General features: G+C 49.9%; 21 protein-coding genes. 20 read left to right on the top strand and 1 reads right to left on the bottom strand.

Features of this window, described 5'->3' with window-relative positions; genetic code table 11:
• The first annotated feature begins 25 nt into the window (after positions 1 to 25).
• From prfA to murA, 20 genes are all read left to right on the top strand, one after another.
• Positions 26 to 1099 carry a peptide chain release factor 1 gene (prfA, locus tag G548_RS0112985; protein ID WP_022794586.1) on the top strand — a complete coding sequence of 358 codons (1074 nt, stop codon included), beginning with the start codon at positions 26 to 28 and terminating at the stop codon, positions 1097 to 1099.
• A complete protein-coding gene (gene prmC / locus G548_RS0112980) occupies positions 1099 to 1965 on the top strand; it encodes a peptide chain release factor N(5)-glutamine methyltransferase (RefSeq protein ID WP_022794585.1) in 867 nt (288 codons plus the stop codon). Before prfA ends, prmC begins: the two co-directional genes overlap by 1 nt.
• Before the next feature lie 223 nt (positions 1966 to 2188).
• Positions 2189 to 3241 carry an L-threonylcarbamoyladenylate synthase gene (locus G548_RS0112975; protein ID WP_022794584.1) on the top strand — a complete coding sequence of 351 codons (1053 nt, stop codon included), beginning with the start codon at positions 2189 to 2191 and terminating at the stop codon, positions 3239 to 3241.
• 25 nt (positions 3242 to 3266) lie between these two features.
• Positions 3267 to 3722, top strand: coding sequence for a low molecular weight protein arginine phosphatase (locus G548_RS0112970; RefSeq protein WP_022794583.1), 456 nt, complete (start codon positions 3267 to 3269; stop codon positions 3720 to 3722).
• Between the two features lie 72 nt (positions 3723 to 3794).
• Positions 3795 to 4232, top strand: a complete 438-nt coding sequence (gene rpiB / locus G548_RS0112965; protein ID WP_022794582.1) for a ribose 5-phosphate isomerase B — start codon at positions 3795 to 3797, stop codon at positions 4230 to 4232.
• 24 nt (positions 4233 to 4256) lie between these two features.
• Positions 4257 to 4802, top strand: a complete 546-nt coding sequence (locus tag G548_RS0112960) for a TIGR01440 family protein (RefSeq protein WP_022794581.1) — start codon at positions 4257 to 4259, stop codon at positions 4800 to 4802.
• 215 nt (positions 4803 to 5017) lie between these two features.
• Positions 5018 to 6277, top strand: a complete 1260-nt coding sequence (locus tag G548_RS0112955) for a serine hydroxymethyltransferase (RefSeq protein ID WP_022794580.1) — start codon at positions 5018 to 5020, stop codon at positions 6275 to 6277.
• A 160-nt stretch (positions 6278 to 6437) separates the two neighbouring features.
• Positions 6438 to 6932: a peroxiredoxin family protein gene (locus tag G548_RS0112950; RefSeq protein WP_022794579.1), complete on the top strand. Its 495-nt coding sequence runs from the start codon at positions 6438 to 6440 to the stop codon at positions 6930 to 6932.
• A gap of 192 nt (positions 6933 to 7124) precedes the next feature.
• Complete coding sequence (upp, locus tag G548_RS0112945) at positions 7125 to 7754, top strand: uracil phosphoribosyltransferase (protein ID WP_022794578.1); 630 nt, start codon at positions 7125 to 7127, stop codon at positions 7752 to 7754.
• A 470-nt stretch (positions 7755 to 8224) separates the two neighbouring features.
• Positions 8225 to 8593, top strand: a complete 369-nt coding sequence (locus tag G548_RS0112940; RefSeq protein WP_022794577.1) for an ATP synthase subunit I — start codon at positions 8225 to 8227, stop codon at positions 8591 to 8593.
• Positions 8594 to 8651: 58 nt separating this feature from the next.
• The gene (gene atpB, locus G548_RS0112935; protein WP_051143874.1) at positions 8652 to 9380 is read left to right on the top strand and encodes a F0F1 ATP synthase subunit A; all 729 of its coding nucleotides are present in this window, start codon (positions 8652 to 8654) and stop codon (positions 9378 to 9380) included.
• Positions 9381 to 9449: 69 nt separating this feature from the next.
• Positions 9450 to 9662: a F0F1 ATP synthase subunit C gene (gene atpE, locus G548_RS0112930; protein WP_022794575.1), complete on the top strand. Its 213-nt coding sequence runs from the start codon at positions 9450 to 9452 to the stop codon at positions 9660 to 9662.
• 90 nt (positions 9663 to 9752) lie between these two features.
• The gene (atpF, locus tag G548_RS0112925) at positions 9753 to 10244 is read left to right on the top strand and encodes a F0F1 ATP synthase subunit B (protein ID WP_022794574.1); all 492 of its coding nucleotides are present in this window, start codon (positions 9753 to 9755) and stop codon (positions 10242 to 10244) included.
• The gene (locus tag G548_RS0112920) at positions 10241 to 10789 is read left to right on the top strand and encodes a F0F1 ATP synthase subunit delta (RefSeq protein ID WP_022794573.1); all 549 of its coding nucleotides are present in this window, start codon (positions 10241 to 10243) and stop codon (positions 10787 to 10789) included. Before atpF ends, G548_RS0112920 begins: the two co-directional genes overlap by 4 nt.
• Positions 10790 to 10804: 15 nt before the next feature.
• Positions 10805 to 12313, top strand: coding sequence for a F0F1 ATP synthase subunit alpha (atpA, locus tag G548_RS0112915; RefSeq protein ID WP_022794572.1), 1509 nt, complete (start codon positions 10805 to 10807; stop codon positions 12311 to 12313).
• A 40-nt stretch (positions 12314 to 12353) separates the two neighbouring features.
• Positions 12354 to 13220 (top strand): ATP synthase F1 subunit gamma, encoded by an 867-nt coding sequence (gene atpG / locus G548_RS0112910; RefSeq protein ID WP_022794571.1) that lies wholly within the window; start codon positions 12354 to 12356, stop codon positions 13218 to 13220.
• Between the two features lie 51 nt (positions 13221 to 13271).
• Complete coding sequence (gene atpD / locus G548_RS0112905) at positions 13272 to 14687, top strand: F0F1 ATP synthase subunit beta (RefSeq protein WP_022794570.1); 1416 nt, start codon at positions 13272 to 13274, stop codon at positions 14685 to 14687.
• A 27-nt stretch (positions 14688 to 14714) separates the two neighbouring features.
• Positions 14715 to 15119 carry a F0F1 ATP synthase subunit epsilon gene (locus G548_RS0112900; protein ID WP_022794569.1) on the top strand — a complete coding sequence of 135 codons (405 nt, stop codon included), beginning with the start codon at positions 14715 to 14717 and terminating at the stop codon, positions 15117 to 15119.
• A 338-nt stretch (positions 15120 to 15457) separates the two neighbouring features.
• Complete coding sequence (locus G548_RS0112895; RefSeq protein ID WP_022794568.1) at positions 15458 to 15703, top strand: DUF1146 family protein; 246 nt, start codon at positions 15458 to 15460, stop codon at positions 15701 to 15703.
• 221 nt (positions 15704 to 15924) lie between these two features.
• Positions 15925 to 17226, top strand: coding sequence for a UDP-N-acetylglucosamine 1-carboxyvinyltransferase (gene murA / locus G548_RS0112890; protein WP_022794567.1), 1302 nt, complete (start codon positions 15925 to 15927; stop codon positions 17224 to 17226).
• Positions 17227 to 17270: 44 nt separating this feature from the next.
• Here the strand turns inward: murA and G548_RS18180 are convergent.
• Positions 17271 to 17647 (bottom strand): transposase (locus G548_RS18180; protein WP_022794566.1); only part of this gene is annotated, 377 nt, incomplete at its 5' end.

Here is a 17647-nt window from a genome sequence, read left to right as displayed (position 1 = left end):
AATTTAAAAAATAGAGGTGAACGGTGTGTTAGAGCGACTGCAGACGGTAGAAGACCGTTATGAATATTTAAACGAACAGCTGAGCGATCCGGAAATCGCAAACGATCCGAATAAAATCAAGGAGCTGTCCAAGGAGCAGGCACAGATGCAGCGGACCGTGGAGGTGTACCGGGAATATAAAGAAGCCCGGCAGCAGCTTGATGAAGCCAAATCGATGCTTGAGGATGAGCTCGATGCGGAAATGAAAGACATGGTAAAATCGGAAGTCGAAGAGTTGAGCGAGCGTATCGAAAACCAGGAGGAAGAGCTGCGGAGGCTCCTTCTTCCAAAGGATCCAAACGATGATAAAAACGTCATTATTGAAATACGGGGAGCCGCGGGCGGTGAAGAAGCAGCGCTGTTTGCTGCTGATTTATACAAAATGTATACCCGTTACGCAGAAAAACAGGGATGGAAAGCAGAAATCGTGGAATCGACTGCAAGCGACCTTGGCGGCTACCGGGAAATCATTTTTATGATTAACGGCGATTCGGCGTATTCGAAAATGAAATATGAAAACGGCGCGCACCGGGTCCAGCGGGTGCCAAGCACGGAATCCGGGGGACGCGTGCATACTTCAACAGCTACGGTGGCTGTCCTGCCGGAAGCCGAGGAAGTGGAAGTGGATATTCACGATAAGGATATCCGCGTTGATACGTTTGCAGCGAGCGGTCCCGGCGGCCAGAGCGTAAACACCACCATGTCGGCAGTACGGCTGACCCACGTCCCGACAGGTATTGTCGCTTCCTGTCAGGACGGCAAATCCCAGATTAAAAACAAAGAAAAAGCGATGACAATTCTTCGTGCCCGTGTGTACGACAAATTCCAGCAGGAAGCCCAGGCCGAATATGACGAAAACCGGAAATCGGCGGTGGGGACCGGGGACCGCTCCGAACGGATCCGGACGTACAATTTCCCGCAGACGCGCGTAACCGATCACCGAATCGGCCTGACGCTGCAAAAGCTTGATCAGATTCTCCAGGGAGAGCTCGATCAGGTTATCGAGCCGCTTGTAATGGAAGAGCAGGCCGAGCTGATGGAAAAAGCAGGCGAAGCGTAATGAAGGAAGAACCACTTGTATTTGAAGCCCGGAGATGGGCTTCTTCTTTTTTGAGTGAGCATGGAAGAGAAGAAACGGCAGCAGACTGGCTTCTGGAGCATCATCTGCAGCTCTCCCGCCCGCAGCTGCTGGCTGCAGCGAGAGAGAGGGTAGAGCCGCAGACGTGGAAGCATTTTGAGCAAAACGTGCGTAACCACGCAGCGGGGACACCGGTGCAGCATTTAACAGGCAGCAGCTTTTTTTACGACCGCGAGTTTTCTGTTAATCCGGACGTGCTGATTCCCCGGATGGAAACCGAGGAGCTCGTCTGGCACGTGATCGACTGGGTGCAAAAAAACAAAGAGCTGAAATCCCCAAGGATCGTCGACGTCGGGACAGGCAGCGGAATCATCGCAGTCACGCTCGCCCTGGAGCTTTCAACGGCACGGGTGCAGGCTGTGGATATTGACAGCTGGGCGCTTGAGGTGGCCAAACGGAATGCAGAACGGCTGCGGGCACCGGTCGTCTTTCATCAGGAATCGTTTCTTGAAGGTATAGCGTCCCGGAAGGATCAGGTCGATGTTATTGTATCCAATCCTCCCTACATTCCAAAAGAGGAATGGGAGCAGCTCGATCCGCTTGTCCGGGATAAGGAGCCTGCGATCGCATTGATTGGTAAAGGTGAAGAAGGAATACACAGCTATGAAGAAATTATCAAACATGCTGCCGAAGTTCTGGCCCCGGGTGGACTGCTTGCTTTTGAAATCGGCTGGCAGCAGGGAAAAGCGGTAAAAAAAGCAGCTGAAAAAGCTTTCCCCGGAAAAAGAATTCAGGTAATAAAGGACTTGAATGGAAATGACCGAATCGTTACAGTTGTGAATAAGTAAGAAGGTTATCCACGACCTGTGGATAACAGAATACAAATACCCCCATTTTTGTGGAAAACATTAAATTGTTGTAAAAAATGTAAATTCAAAGGCTGAACTATCAGGAAAAAATGCAGTTATCCACAGAAAATAAGCGGCTGTTGATAGTGTGAAAAAACGAAAATAATGCAAAATTATCCCTGATATGAAAGCATTTTAACTTTTTGGAAGGAACGAAAGCCACATGAGTTATAAACAGACGGTCATAAGAAATGTGGATAAAATAAATAAAGCTCTCCCGGAGGAGTCTGTACTGAAGGAAATAGGGCTGTGGATAACACAGGGCAGGACAGTGGCTCTTCCAACAGAAACCGTGTACGGCCTCGGGGCAAGCGCTGTATGCACCGAAGCCGTCCGGGCGATTTTTGAAGCTAAAAACCGGCCGCCGGACAATCCGCTGATTGCTCATATTGCTGAGCGTGCCCAGCTCGACACGCTCGGAGTTACATGGACAAAGAATATGGAACAGCTGATGGATGCGTTCTGGCCAGGCCCTTTAACGCTTATATTCCCACTGACAGAAGAAACCCCTCTCTCTCCCCTTGTAACGGCAGGACTGTCCACAGTGGCTGTCCGGATCCCGGAGCACGAAGTCGCGAGGGAAGTGCTGAAATACGCAGGTGTACCGGTTGCAGCACCGAGCGCCAATCGTTCCGGATCCCCGAGCCCGACCACGGCGGAGCACGTATACAATGACCTGCATGGGAAAATTGATGCGGTGATCGACGGCGGCCCTTGTGGGTACGGGGTGGAGTCCACCGTCGTGGACTGTACGGCAGAAATCTGCTGGATTCTGCGTCCGGGGGGAGTTACTAAAGAGCAGATCGAGCAGGTGCTAGGTCCGGGAACAGTCCGCTATTCGCAAAGCGCTCCTGCGGAGGAAGCACCGGCGGCACCTGGAATGAAATACCGCCACTATTCGCCGGCGACCTCTCTTTATTTAATGAAGGGACCGGAGGAGATATGGCAGCGAAAGCTCCAGGACCTCCAGCAGGACGGAAAAAAAGTAGCGGTGCTTGCTGTGGAAGAAAACAAAACAGCCTGGACACAGGCGGACGCCTTTCTTAGTTTAGGCTCGCGCCGGGCACCCGAAGAAACGGCAGCAAAATTATACGCTGTTCTTCGTGAATTAGATACAATGGAGGTGGACGCTGCGTTCTGTGAAGTTTTTTCAAAAGAAGGGATCGGGACCGCGCTCATGAACCGTCTGGAAAAAGCAGCATCTTCAGAACAATGAAAACTTCTGCAAGGAGTCGATGACGATGAGTTATCACGTATTGTTTATTTGTACAGGGAACACATGCCGGAGCCCGATGGCCGCTGCGCTGATGAAGCATCACTATCCCGAGGTGGAAGTGGCTTCCGCCGGCGTGATGGCTGCAAATGGAGAGCCGGCAGCGACAGAAGCCGTCCGGGCGATGGATGAAAGACAGGTGGAAATTGATCATGAATCCCAGCCGCTCACGAAGGAATTAATCGACTGGGCGGATGTCATCTTTGCGATGACCCGGGGGCACAAAGATATTATGCAGCGGATGTTTCCGGGTGCGGAAGAGAAAACAGTGCTCTTAAAGGAATATGCCGGAACTGATGGAGATAAGGATATTGGAGATCCTATCGGCGGTGGTTCGAAGGTGTACCACGAAACGGCAGAGGAAATGGAAGAGGCGCTGCAGGCAGCATGGGAGCGGTATATGAAAGAAAAGACGCTGGACTGAGCCTGGAGATTTACAGGCTGATGGATACGTGAGAGACTGGAAACAGTATAATCAAACGGAGGAGAGGTTGACATGAAAGTAGCATTGGGTGCCGATCACGGCGGGTATGACTTAAAAGAGGAAATTAAATCTGTACTGGACGAAGCAGGGGTGGAATACGAGGACCTGGGCTGTGACTGCAGTGATTCTGTGGACTATCCGGACTACGCGGTTCCGGTGGCTGAAAAAGTAACAGCCGGCGAAGTGGACCGCGGGATTCTTGTCTGCGGCACAGGCATCGGCATGTCGATTGCTGCGAATAAAGTCAACGGCATCCGCTGCGCGCTTGTCCATGATGTATTCAGTGCAAAGATGACCCGGGCTCATAACGACAGCAACGTACTGGCCATGGGTGCGAGAGTCATTGGCTCCGGCCTTGCCGGCGAAATCGTCAAAGCCTGGATCAGCACAGAGCACGAAGGCGGCCGGCACGCCGACCGTATTCAAAAAGTAGCGGCGATTGAACAATAAGGAACGAAGAAAGGATGAGTTGTCATGGTGAACAAAGCAGAATGGCAGCAGCCTTTACGGGAATTGTTAGCTTCATTAAAAGAACAGGCATCGCTCCGCCGGGGCCAGATGCTTGTAATCGGCACGAGCACCAGTGAAGTGCTCGGAGAGCATATCGGTAAGGCAGGCTCTGAAGAAGTCGCCGAAGCATTATTTGATGTCTTTCAGGAATTTCGGGAAGACACCGGCGTACGCCTTGCGTTTCAAGGCTGTGAGCATATTAACCGTGCGCTTACGGTGGAAAGGGAAACAGCAGACGCTTACGGCCTCGAAGCAGTAAATGTGGTGCCCCATCCAAGAGCGGGCGGTTCGATGAGCTCGTATGCGTATAAACACATGAGGGAACCGGTCGTTATCGAAGCGGTAAAAGCAGATGCGGGTATTGATATCGGTTCGACTCTGATCGGTATGCATTTGAAGCCGGTGGCGGTGCCGGTGCGTGGCCCGCAGAAGCAGATTGGCTCTGCCTATGTAACAATGGCGAAAACCCGGCCAAAACTGATTGGCGGCGAGCGCGCCCGTTACGAATAGCCGCCGAAAAAAGAATCGCATGCTGCGGTTCTTTTTTCTTCACATGCCGGCAGGAAAATAAAGAAATCCTAAAAAATTTCGCAAGGTACGGAAATTCATAAAAAATACGTGTTACAATGAAAAACATAGTAACATGGAGAGAAAAATAACGAACGAAATATTAATGGAAAAGATAATCGTTCGCTATTGCACCGGAAGGGAAGGGAGATTTACAAATGGAAACCAAGGTAAATGCAGAAAGCGTACAGACGCAGGATCCGGCCATATATGAGGCAATGCAGAAGGAGCTGGGGCGCCAGCGCGACAAGATTGAGCTGATCGCTTCAGAAAACTTCACGAGCCGTGCAGTAATGGAAGCACAGGGGTCTGTGCTTACCAACAAATATGCGGAGGGCTACCCGAATCGCCGCTATTACGGCGGATGTGAGCACGTGGATACGGTCGAACAGCTCGCAATTGACCGGGCAAAGGAACTATTTTCGGCAGAATATGCGAATGTGCAGCCTCACTCCGGAGCCCAGGCCAATATGGCTGTTTACTATACAATTTTAAATCACGGCGACACCGTGCTTGGCATGAACCTTTCCCACGGCGGCCACTTAACCCACGGAAGCCCTGTCAACTTCAGCGGTGTGCAGTATAATTTCGTAGAATATGGTGTGACTAAAGAAGACCAGGTAATTGATTACGATGAAGTGCTTCGCGTGGCAAAAGAAACACAGCCAAAATTAATCGTTGCCGGCGCAAGTGCGTACCCGCGTGAGATTGACTTTAAAAAATTCCGCGAAATCGCCGATGAGGTAGACGCGTATTTAATGGTGGACATGGCACACATTGCCGGACTGGTAGCAGCAGGGGTGCACCAAAACCCGGTTCCTCATTCGCATTTTGTGACAACAACAACACACAAAACGCTGCGCGGACCACGCGGCGGCCTGGTGCTTTGTAAGGAAGAGTTCGGCAAAAAGATTGATAAAGCCGTATTCCCGGGTCTGCAGGGCGGGCCGCTTATGCACGTGATTGCAGCGAAAGCTGTTGCGTTCGGCGAAGCGCTGCAAAAGGACTTTGTCACGTACTCTGAAAACGTCGTGAAAAACGCCCGCAGCTTAAGCAGCTCTTTGCAGAATGAAGGAATAACCGTGGTCTCGGGCGGCACCGACAATCACCTCGTGCTGATGGATACCCGCAGCCTGGAGCTGACAGGGAAAATAGCGGAAAAAGCGCTGGACGAAGTCGGCCTCACTGCGAACAAAAACGCTATTCCGTACGATCCGGAAAAGCCATTTGTCACAAGCGGTATCCGTCTAGGCTCTGCAGCCGTAACGTCCCGCGGCTTTGGCGAAGAAGAAATGAAAGAAATAGGCGCCATCATTGCCTACACGCTGAAAAATCATGAAGACGCGGAAGCATTAAAAGAAGCGGCGGACCGCGTGAAAGCTTTAACGGGCCGTTTCCCAATTTACGAATACCTGTAAGCTGGCAGTTCCGGCCAGCAAACGGGGCGTTAATACAGCTGTTTTCCTATTTAAGGAAGGCAGCTGTTTTTCTTTGTCATTTTTGGAAAAACTCTTTGTTTTTCAGGGGTGAAGGCAAGTGTGTTAGGGTATATATAAATTGGGAAAAGGAGGAGTTCAAATGGTTTTTGCACTAAATGAAAAAGCGCCGATGTTCACGCTTGCTGACGTGAACGGCGAAGAATTTAAGCTCGAAGATAAAATAGGGAAAGGCTGGCAGCTGCTCGTGTTTTTCCGGGGATCATGGTGCCCGGTATGTAAAGAAGAGTTGCAGGCATGGGAAGAGCACCGCGGTTTTTTTGAAAACAATAACGTAAATATTACAGCGATTTCTACCGACAACCCGGAGGATCTGAGCGCGATGACCAAAGAATACGGCCTCACGTTTCCGGTGCTCGTCGACGAAGCGCTGAAGGTGCTCGACGATTACGGCGTCTTTTATCACAGCTCGGAAGCGCCGTATGAAGACCACGGAGCGCACGGGGAGCCTGCATATTTTCTGCTCGACGAAGAAGGCAGGTTTTTATACCAGCACCGCCAGACCAATCCATTCGGCCGGCCGGGCCCGAAGGAGCTGCGCAAAACAGTAAAGTATATTGAAGACAATTTAAAATAAACGTCTGCAGCAGTGCATCCGGGCGCTGCTGTTATTTCCAGCAGAAGGCAGAAGTTGCGGCATATTTCTGTCATTTTATATAACCTTGAATCCATCACGCTTTTTAGGTAGAATTTCTAAAGAATATGTTCGATAGGGACATGGGTTAATAAGCACCGGCTGGCGCCGGGGAAAAAGGAGCCGACTATACTTATGGGAAATGTACATGTACTGGATCACCCGCTCATTCAACATAAACTTACATTCATCCGGGACGTCTCAACAGGAACAAAGGAATTTCGGGAGCTTGTCGATGAAGTGTCCACGCTGATGGCATTTGAGATTACAAGAAACCTTCAGCTGCAGGAAGTCACGGTGGAAACTCCGGTAGGGCCGGCCAAATCCTATACGCTTGCAGGCAAAAAGCTCGGAGTAGTGCCAATTCTGCGCGCAGGGCTTGGCATGACCGACGGTATCATCAAACTGATCCCGGCAGCGAAAGTAGGGCACGTCGGCCTGTACCGGGATCCGGAAACACTGCAGCCGGTCGAGTATTACGTGAAGCTGCCAAGTGATGTCGAAGAGCGGGAATTTATTGTGATTGATCCGATGCTTGCAACGGGCGGTTCTGCTATTGAAGCGTTGAACAGTCTGAAAAAGCGCGGAGCCCAGAATCTCAAGCTCATGTGTTTAATCGCAGCTCCTGAAGGAGTGGCGCTCGTTCAGGAAGCACATCCGGATGTGGACATTTACCTGGCTTCGATGGATGAAAAGTTAAACGACAAAGGCTATATTGTTCCGGGTCTCGGAGATGCGGGCGACCGTTTGTTTGGCACCAAATAATACAGGAGAGGGCTTTTCCCATACGGAAGGAAAAGCTCTTTGATTTGTAAAGGTGTATTCTAATAATGAAGCGGGACAGTCAGATAGCTTTTACGCATAGAATGAATGCCGGACGTTCATGCTATCTGACCAACTTTTTCTTGACTTAAATTTATGAAAATGTCACTTAATGGACACAAAATAAAAAATGCCTGAAACACGCGACAACACAGGGTTTTATTAATTTTCGTCCATTGACATTACGGGGCGGCTATTGTACGATGATGAAGAACGTATGATAAGGTTTACATATGGGAGAAGTTTGGAATTCCTGCATAAAAGGCATGGTTCACGCAATTGTTTCTTTTTTTTGCCTAAAACATGTAAGGGACAACTATTGTTACGTAAAGTTGTGTAAAAATTCTCTCAATGGATTTCGTAGTGTATTAACGGACTAATCAGTCTGTTTCGGAGGAAAAGGTGGCCCGCGCATGAATGATACAAGCTTGTATCTCCGCTCGTTATTTATAGGATTGGCTGGAATGCTTGTATTGTACATAGCTCCGGCGCTGATTCCAACGTTCCGGCAGGAAGCAGTGAGCTTATTTGCAGGAGCGTGCGGAGGAGCTTTTAACATCTGGCACGCCCACCGGGAGACAAAACGAATCCAGAAGGCGGTACTCGCGGAAAAAAAGATTTTTCCGTTTGGCATGGCCACAAGGCTCGCAGTAGGGGTAGTCATTGCCATGCTGTATGTCCGGTTTCCGGAACAATTCCGTCTGCTTTACCTGGTGATTGGATTGTTCAGTCCTTATCTGCTGCTTTACGCTTTATCCGTTCACTTCAGCAAAGAAAAGTAATTTTTTGGCTGCAGCGCACAATCGACTAACATAGTAAAGGGGTGACTGAGACTTGAATATACAGCACGAATCGCCGTATATCTATGATTTGTTTGGTATACCCGGCTTCCACATTAATCTTTCCAATGTCATGATGCTGACTATTGCAGCAGTCATTGTATTTATCATTGGTGTGGTGAGTGCGCGGACTCTCTCGATGAGACCGACCGGCATGCAGAACGTGTTTGAAATGATTATTGAATTCGTTCGCAACATGATTGGAAGCACAATGGACTGGAAAACCGGGGAGCGTTTCTTCGGACTTGGAATTACGATCTTTCTGTTCATTCTGGTAGCGAACATGCTCGGGATTCCGTTCATGCTGATTAATCATGAGACACACGTGCTTTGGTGGAAATCACCAACAGCGGATCCGGTCGTAACGATGACGCTTGCCGTAATGGTCATTGTGCTTTCGCACTTCTACGGCATCAAGATCCGCGGAGTGAAAGAGTACGGAAAGAACTACTTCCGTCCAAAGAAATTTCTCTTCCCAATTAATATTCTTGAAGAGTTTACCAACACATTGACACTCGGAGCGCGGCTTTTCGGCAACCTTTATGCCAAAGAAATACTGCTGACGCTTCTGGCGACGGTAGGGACAACTTTTCCCATCGGGACCGCACTTGGCATTATTCCAATGGTTGCCTGGCAGGGATACAGCATATTTATCGGTTTTATCCAGGCGTTTATCTTTCTGGTACTGACCATGGTCTATATTTCGCATAAAGTGGAAACAGAGCATTAATCACAGCAGCATCTGCAGAAACAACGAAACAACAATATAGTTTTAAACTAATTTAAGGAGGATTTGCACATGGGTCTTTTAGCAGCTGCAATCGCAGCAGGTTTAGCAGCAATTGGTGCAGGTATTGGTAACGCAATCGTAATCAAAGGGGCGATCGACGGTACTTCCCGTCAGCCGGAGCTTGGCGGCAGATTGCAGACACTTATGTTCATCGGTATTGGTCTTGTTGAGGCAGTTCCGATCATCGCAGTCGTTGTTGGTTTTATCACGCTTTTCCAATAAACATACGTTTTGGAAAGGGAAGCAAAATGGCGGAGTGGGGGAACTGGCTTCGCCATTCCTTTTGTATATCTAAGAAAGGAGTGAAATCTTTTGCCATCTACATTTGCGTTAGGAGATGTGCTTTTCTCACTTTTTACGTTTGTCATTTTACTGCTTTTGCTTCGCCGGTTCGCCTGGGGTCCAATTGTGGAACAAATGAGAAAACGCGAAAACCACATTTCCAATGAAATAGAGACAGCGGAAAATCACCGTCAGGAAGCGGAAAAATATTTAGAAGAGCAGCGGGTGGAAATGGAGAAAGCGCGTGAAGAAGCGCAGTCTATTATCGAAACCTCCCGTAAAACAGCTCAGGAGCAGTCAAAGGAAATCATCCGGGAATCTCACGAAGAAGCCAACCGTATGAAAGACAATGCCCTCGCTGATATTACGAGAGAGCGGGAGCAGGCAGTGGAAGCGCTTCGTGCCCAGGTCGGCCAGCTTTCTGTGTTAATTGCGACGAAAATTATTGAAAAAGAACTGGATGAAGAAGAACAGGAAAAACTGATTCAGGAATACGTACAGGAAAGCGGCGGTCGCTTATGAGTAATCCAACCCTGGCGAAACGCTATGCCCGCGCACTTTTAAAAAGTGCAGAAGAACACGGTGCTCTTGAAGAAACCAAGCAGGAATGGGAAGCGATGCTCGAAGTGTTCCACACGCATCCGGAGATTGCCCAGGTTTTCAGGTATCCGTCCATCAGCCGTGAAAGAAAACAGTCTTTCATAGCAAGTACTTTTGGTTCCTGGAGTGAGCGCAGCCGTTCAATGCTGAGCGTGCTGCTTGACCGGAAACGGCTTCACCTGATTGATGAAGTGGCAGTGGAAGTGATTGCACTGATTAACGACCGTCTCGGCATTGCCAATGCGGTCGTTTATACCGTGAAACCATTATCGGATGAAGAGAAGCAGGCAGTTTCCCGCAAGTTTGCCCAGCGGGTCGGCAAGCGCGAACTCTATATTGAAAACAGAGTGGATCCTTCGCTCATTGGCGGCATGAAGGTGCACGTCGGACATACAATTTTTGACGGAAGCATTCAAGGTCAGCTAGACCGATTGCAGCGTAATATAACGCAAACGAATTTATCATGAATGGGGTGAATCCTGGTGAGTATCAAACCCGATGAAATTAGTTCTTTAATTAAACAGCAGATTGAACAGTTTGAAGCGGAGACAGAATCCAAAGAAGTCGGCATCGTCATTCAGGTAGGGGACGGTATCGCCCGTGCCTACGGCCTGGACAACGCCATGGCCGGTGAACTTCTGGAATTCGAAAACGGCGTCATGGGTATGGCGCAGAACCTTGAAGAAGGCAACGTAGGTATTATTATTCTCGGTGCCTATGAAGAAATTCGTGAAGGCGACCAGGTTAAACGGACCGGCCGCATCATGGAAGTGCCGGTCGGCGAAGAGCTGCTCGGACGTGTAGTTAACGCCCTCGGCCAGCCTGTAGACGGACTCGGCTCCACAAACACGACGAAAAGCCGGCCGATTGAAAGCGGAGCGCCTGGCATTATGGATCGTCAGTCGGTATCCGAACCGCTCCAAACCGGCATTAAAGCCGTGGACACGATGATTCCTATCGGCCGCGGCCAGCGTGAGCTCATTATCGGCGACCGCCAGACCGGTAAAACGGCTGTTGCGATCGATACGATTTTGAACCAGAAAGACGAAGATGTTATCTGCATTTATGTAGCCATCGGCCAGAAAGACTCCACGGTGGCAGAGGTCGTGGATACATTCCGCCAGAAAGGCGCGCTTGATTACACGATTGTCGTAAACGCAGGGGCTTCCGAGCCGGCCCCAATGCTTTACCTGGCGCCGTACGCCGGAGCTTCCATGGGCGAAGAGTTTATGTACAACGGCAAGCACGTGCTTATTGTGTATGATGACTTAACAAAACAGGCAAACGCCTATCGTGAACTTTCCCTCCTTCTTCGCCGCCCGCCGGGCCGTGAAGCCTTCCCAGGGGACGTCTTTTACCTTCACTCCCGTCTGCTCGAACGGGCAGCGAAATTGAGTGATGAAAAAGGCGCTGGTTCAATGACAGCACTTCCAATCATTGAAACCCAGGCAGGGGACGTAGGCGCCTACATTCCAACAAACGTGATTTCCATCACTGACGGCCAGATCTTCCTGCAGGCGAACCTTTTCAACTCCGGTGTGCGTCCGGCCATCAACCCGGGTATTTCCGTATCCCGTGTCGGCGGCTCGGCCCAGACAAAGGCAATGAAAAAGGTTTCCGGTACGCTCCGTCTGGATCTGGCCTCGTTCCGTGAACTCGAAGCCTTCTCCCAGTTCGGCTCCGACCTGGACAAAGCGACACAGGATAAACTGGCCCGCGGTGGAAGAACAGTAGAAGTGCTCAAACAGGGACTGCACCAGCCGCTTCGCATGGAGCTGCAGGTAGCAATTGTGTTTGCCCTGACAAGAGGCTTCCTGGACAACATTCCGACAGAAGACATCCGCCGTTATGAAAAAGAACTGCTTGCGTATCTTGAATCGAGTCATTCAGAGCTTCTGGCAGGCATTCGTGACACTGGAAAACTTCCGGACGAAGAAGAGTTCAAGCAGGCGATTCAATCGTTTGAGAAGTCATTTAATCCTTCAAAATAAAGAGTCCCGCACGTAAAAAGGTTCAAAAGGTGGTGAACAGATGGCTTCCTTAAAAGAAATTAAAGGCCGTATTCAGTCGACGAAAAAAACGAAGCAGATTACAAGTGCCATGGAAATGGTTTCTGCGTCGAAGCTGAATAAGGCCCAGCAAAACGCTCAGCGATATGAGCCGTACACGAAAAAAATTAAAGACGTTGTTTCCGGCATCGCCGCCGGCAGCAGCGGTATTTCCCACCCTATGCTTGAAGAACGGCCTGTAAAGAAAACCGGCTATATTGCCATATTTACAGACCAGGGGCTTGCAGGGGCGTACAACTCGAATATTCTTCGGGATTTAATGCAAAAGCTGCGGGAGCGCCACCAGTCGAAGGACGAATACAGCGTCATTGTGATCGGCCGGACAGGAAGAGACCTGTTAAAGCGCTACGGCATTCCGATGTTCGATGAAATCACGGGCCTGCCGGACCAGCCGTCCTTTAACGATATTAAAAATGTTACGCGTCTTGCGGTCGATCTGTATGCAAATGAAGACGTGGACGAATTGTATATCTGGTACAACCATTTTATTAATCCGATCCAGCAGAAGGTGACCGAAAAGAAACTGCTGCCGCTGACGGAGGAAGTAAGTGAAGAAGACAGCAAAGGCACAGCTCAGTACGAGTACGAGCCTTCGCCGGAAGCAATTTTAAAGCAGCTTCTCCCGCAGTACGCGGAAAGCTTAATCTACGGTGCCCTCCTCGATGCCAAGGCGAGTGAGTTCGGGGCCCGGATGACAGCGATGAGTGCAGCAACCGATAATGCCAACAACATGGTCGATGATTTAACACTTTCCTACAACCGTGCCCGCCAGGCGGCTGTTACGCAGGAAATCACAGAGATCGTCGGCGGCGCAGCTGCGCTTGAATAAAAGAACCATTTCGTCCGGCCCAGCCGGACAGTAAGGAGGGGAACGATTACAATGAGTGAAGAAAACGGTCGAATTACTCAGATTTTGGGACCGGTTATTGATGTTCAGTTTCCAAGCGGCCAGCTTCCGGAACTAAACAACGCGCTTCGCGTATCACAGCCGGCAACTGAAAATAAAGATGCAATAGATGTCACCCTCGAAGTTGCGCAGCATTTGGGCGATAACTCCGTGCGTACGATCGCGATGTCTTCGACAGACGGTCTTATTCGCGGAACTGAGGTGACCAACACAGGAGGCTCTATTTCGGTACCGGTCGGAAACGATACGCTAAGCCGCGTATTTAACGTTCTCGGTGAACCGATTGACATGAAAGAGCAGGTGGCAGACAGCGTAGAACGCAAGCCGATCCACCGCAAGCCGCCGAAGTTTGACGAGCTCGCTGTGGAAACGCAGGTGCTTGAAACAGGCATTAAGGTCGTAGACCTGCTTGCACCTTACGTTAAAGGCGGAAAAATCGGCCTGTTCGGCGGTGCCGGCGTAGGGAAAACCGTACTTATTCAGGAGCTCATCAACAACATTGCCCAGGAGCACGGCGGGATTTCCGTCTTTGCGGGAGTAGGGGAGCGTACCCGTGAAGGGAACGACCTTTACTTTGAAATGAGCGATTCCGGGGTTATTAACAAAGCAGCCATGGTGTTTGGCCAGATGAACGAGCCGCCGGGTGCCCGGATGCGCGTAGCTCTGACCGGCCTGACAATGGCAGAGCATTTCCGTGATGAAGAAGGGGCCGACGTGCTTCTCTTTATCGACAACATTTACCGTTTCACGCAGGCAGGCTCGGAAGTATCCGCCCTTCTCGGCCGGATGCCGTCCGCCGTTGGTTATCAGCCGACGCTTGCAACAGAAATGGGTCAGCTGCAGGAGCGTATCACATCCACGAAAAAAGGCTCGGTTACCTCGATTCAGGCAGTATATGTACCGGCCGATGACTACACGGACCCGGCACCAGCAACAACGTTTGCCCACCTGGACGCAACAACCAACCTGGAGCGCCGGTTAACAGAGATGGGTATTTATCCGGCTGTAGATCCGCTCGCCTCCACATCACGTGCGCTTGCACCGGAGGTTGTTGGCGAAGAGCATTACGATGTCGCCCAGCAGGTAAAACAAACAATTCAAAAATACAATGAACTCCAGGATATTATCGCCATCCTCGGGATGGAAGAGCTTTCCGAAGAAGACAAGCTCACGGTAAACCGTGCCCGCCGCATTCAGTTCTTCCTTTCACAGAATTTCCACGTGGCAGAGCAGTTTACCGGCCAGAAGGGTACGTACGTATCCGTGCAGGATACGGTACGCGGATTCAAGGAAATTCTTGACGGGCAGCACGATGACGTGCCGGAAGACGCCTTCCGCCTTGTCGGCCCGATTGAAGATGTAGTAGAAAAAGCAAAATCTATGTCCTAAGGACGACACGGGGGAGGGAGAACACAGATGGCAACGATGCATCTCAGCGTAGTGACTCCGGACGGGTCCGTCTTTGATGGAGAAGTAGAGATGGTCAGTGTTCGTGCGGAAAGTGGCGAAATGGGGATTCTCCCCGGCCACGTTCCAACCGTGGCTCCTCTAAAAATTGATGCAGTCCGCATTAAGTATGACAACAAAGTAAAGTTACTGGCCGTGAGTGAAGGATTCGTAGAAGTCCGCTCTGACGCCGTTAATATTTTGGCGGAATCTGCAGAAACTCCAGGAGAGATCGATCCGGAACGGGCCCGCATCGCCAAAGAACGGGCAGAAGAACGACTGAATCGGATAAATGAAGAGGAAATAGACGTCATGCGGGCACGGCTTGCCTTAAAACGGGCTAATACCCGCCTGAAGGTTTCCGAAGGCTCATAAAGATACATCTGAAGAATCGTTTTTCCAAAAGGAGAAACGGTTCTTTTGTTTTACATTCGTATTGGACCCGGCTGGGAAAACGGAAATTCATATTAACAATATATGCCTTTCTAAAGAAGATAGAACTATAGATGTTTGAATACGAGTCCTTTATAATTAAATATGCTTATAGTTATATAAACATTCCTAAAAACATTACAAGATCCATCAACCCAACAACCGCCGCACATAGTAGCAGAACCTTTGTCTCTTGTTTTCTCTTATGCATTTGATTATTCTAAAACGTGGCTCAAAATTCGCAAAGAACGTTGTACGGCAACAAAGAAAGGCATGATGGCATGAATCCGGACGGCCAGGAAGCACTAATACATATCCTGCTTCATCTCTCTTTTTTTATCCTGACCTGGTGGTGTCTGCAGGCGTTTCGGTTTGACGTTTTTATCCGAAGACCGGAAAGCCTGAAGGGAAGGCTTTTGATTATATTGTTCGCTATTGCAATCAGCTACTCTGTAAGCAGTTTCTTTATCGATTATTTTGATTTTTCTTTGTACCTCCGTTACCTGTTTTTCACACTTTTGGCATAAAAGATTATGAAAATGCGGGAGCGGGTAAAGGATTCTGTATGAAATTCATCGATGCTGCCGGAATTGACACGGAAAAACTGTCTCTTTGCCACTGTAACGTTTTGAGAAGGGAAGCGACTAATGAAAAGGCTAGACAAATGGACGAAAGAAATGCACAGCTCTTTAGGTAAAGTACGCAGCACAAAAAGATAATATGCATAAGTATAGCGGAGGGAATTAAATTGGATAAAATTATTGTACAGGGAGGCAGACGCCTAAAGGGGTCCGTCAAAGCAGAAGGAGCAAAAAACGCGGTTCTGCCTGTTATTGCAGCTACTCTTTTGGCAGAAGAAGGACGCAGCACACTTTATGATGTGCCGCCGCTCGCAGACGTAGACACGATCTCCAATGTTTTGCGCCACGTCGGAACAGAAGTTAATTACGAGGATCACCGCTGGACGGCTGACGCTACGGGTGATCTTTCCACAGAAGCCCCGTTTGAGTATGTCAGCAAGATGCGGGCTTCGTTTCTCGTCATGGGCCCGCTTTTAGCAAGAAAAGGGGTCGCCCATATTGCGCTTCCGGGGGGATGCGCGATTGGCTCCCGGCCGATTGATCAGCACCTTAAAGGGTTTGAAGCGATGGGAGCTCACGTCGAAATCGGCAACGGCTATATTGAAGCGAAAGTAGAAGAACGCCTGCAGGGAGCACGCATTTATCTTGATTTTCCAAGCGTCGGCGCTACTGAAAATATTATGATGGCCGCTGCTCTTGCAGAAGGCACTACCACGCTTGAAAATGTAGCAGAGGAACCGGAAATCGTGGACCTTGCCAACTTTATTAATGCCATGGGAGGCAAAGTGCGCGGCGCCGGAACCGGTACTATCCGCATTGAAGGTGTAGATAAATTAACCGGAGCGGAGCATACAATTATTCCGGACCGGATTGAAGCAGGCACCTTTATGATTGCTGCTGCGATTACCGGGGGAGAAGTATTCGTCGAAGGCGCAATGCATGAACATTTACGTCCGCTTGTAGCAAAAATGCGCGAAATGGGCGTAAAGATTGAAGAAAGCGACGGAGGCATGCTTGTCACAGGCCCGGATATTTTAAAGCCGGTGGATATTAAAACGATGCCGCATCCCGGCTTTCCAACAGATATGCAGGCGCAGTTTATGGCGCTTTTAACCCAGGCGAAGGGCACCGGCCTTATTACAGAAACGGTTTTCGAAAACCGCTTCATGCACGTCGAGGAATTTCAGCGCATGAATGCAAGCATCAAGATCGAAGGACGCACCGCAATCATCAGCGGTCCGAAAAAACTGCAGGGCGCTGAAGTATCAGCTACTGACCTCCGCGCCGGAGCAGCTTTAATCGTTGCCGGGCTCGTAGCGGAGGGAGAAACAACGGTAACAGAGCTTCGTCATCTTGACCGCGGGTATGTTGACTTTCATAAAAAGCTGCAGGGTCTCGGCGCGAATGTAAAGCGCGTGAATGCAGACGAGGAAGCAGACACTTCCCTGAAAACAGCCCAACGCTCCTAGTTTAACGACTCAGGGGCTGTCCCAAAAATCGAATGATAGCTCTTTTAAGCGGAAGCTGGAGATGTTTCTCCGGCTTCTTTTTTCGTTTTTTCCGCTTTTTTCCGTAAGTTATGGGCGACGGCCAACAATCCAAATTCCGTGGTCACCTTGGCGGTGCCCCGCAGGGCAAACCGGCGAAAGCGACGATTCGCTTTCAAGTGCCCAAAAACACTTTCGGCTTCGATCTTGCGCCGGGCATAGGTGGACGCTCCCTCGTCGCTCGTTAACGCCCGGCGGGCGATCGCCTTGCCCTCTTCATATACCGGGTTGATGCGAACCTGCCGGTTGCCCTCGGCGGTGGTGCATTGGGGTTTCAACGGACACTCGCTGCAGTCTTCGCTTTCATACCGTTTGAGATCCCGCTGGTACCCATAGCGGTCGG

It is taken from the genome of Marinococcus halotolerans DSM 16375 (assembly GCF_000420725.1).
GTDB lineage: Bacteria > Bacillota > Bacilli > Bacillales > Marinococcaceae > Marinococcus > Marinococcus halotolerans.
This window is presented reverse-complemented; position numbering and strand designations above follow the sequence as displayed.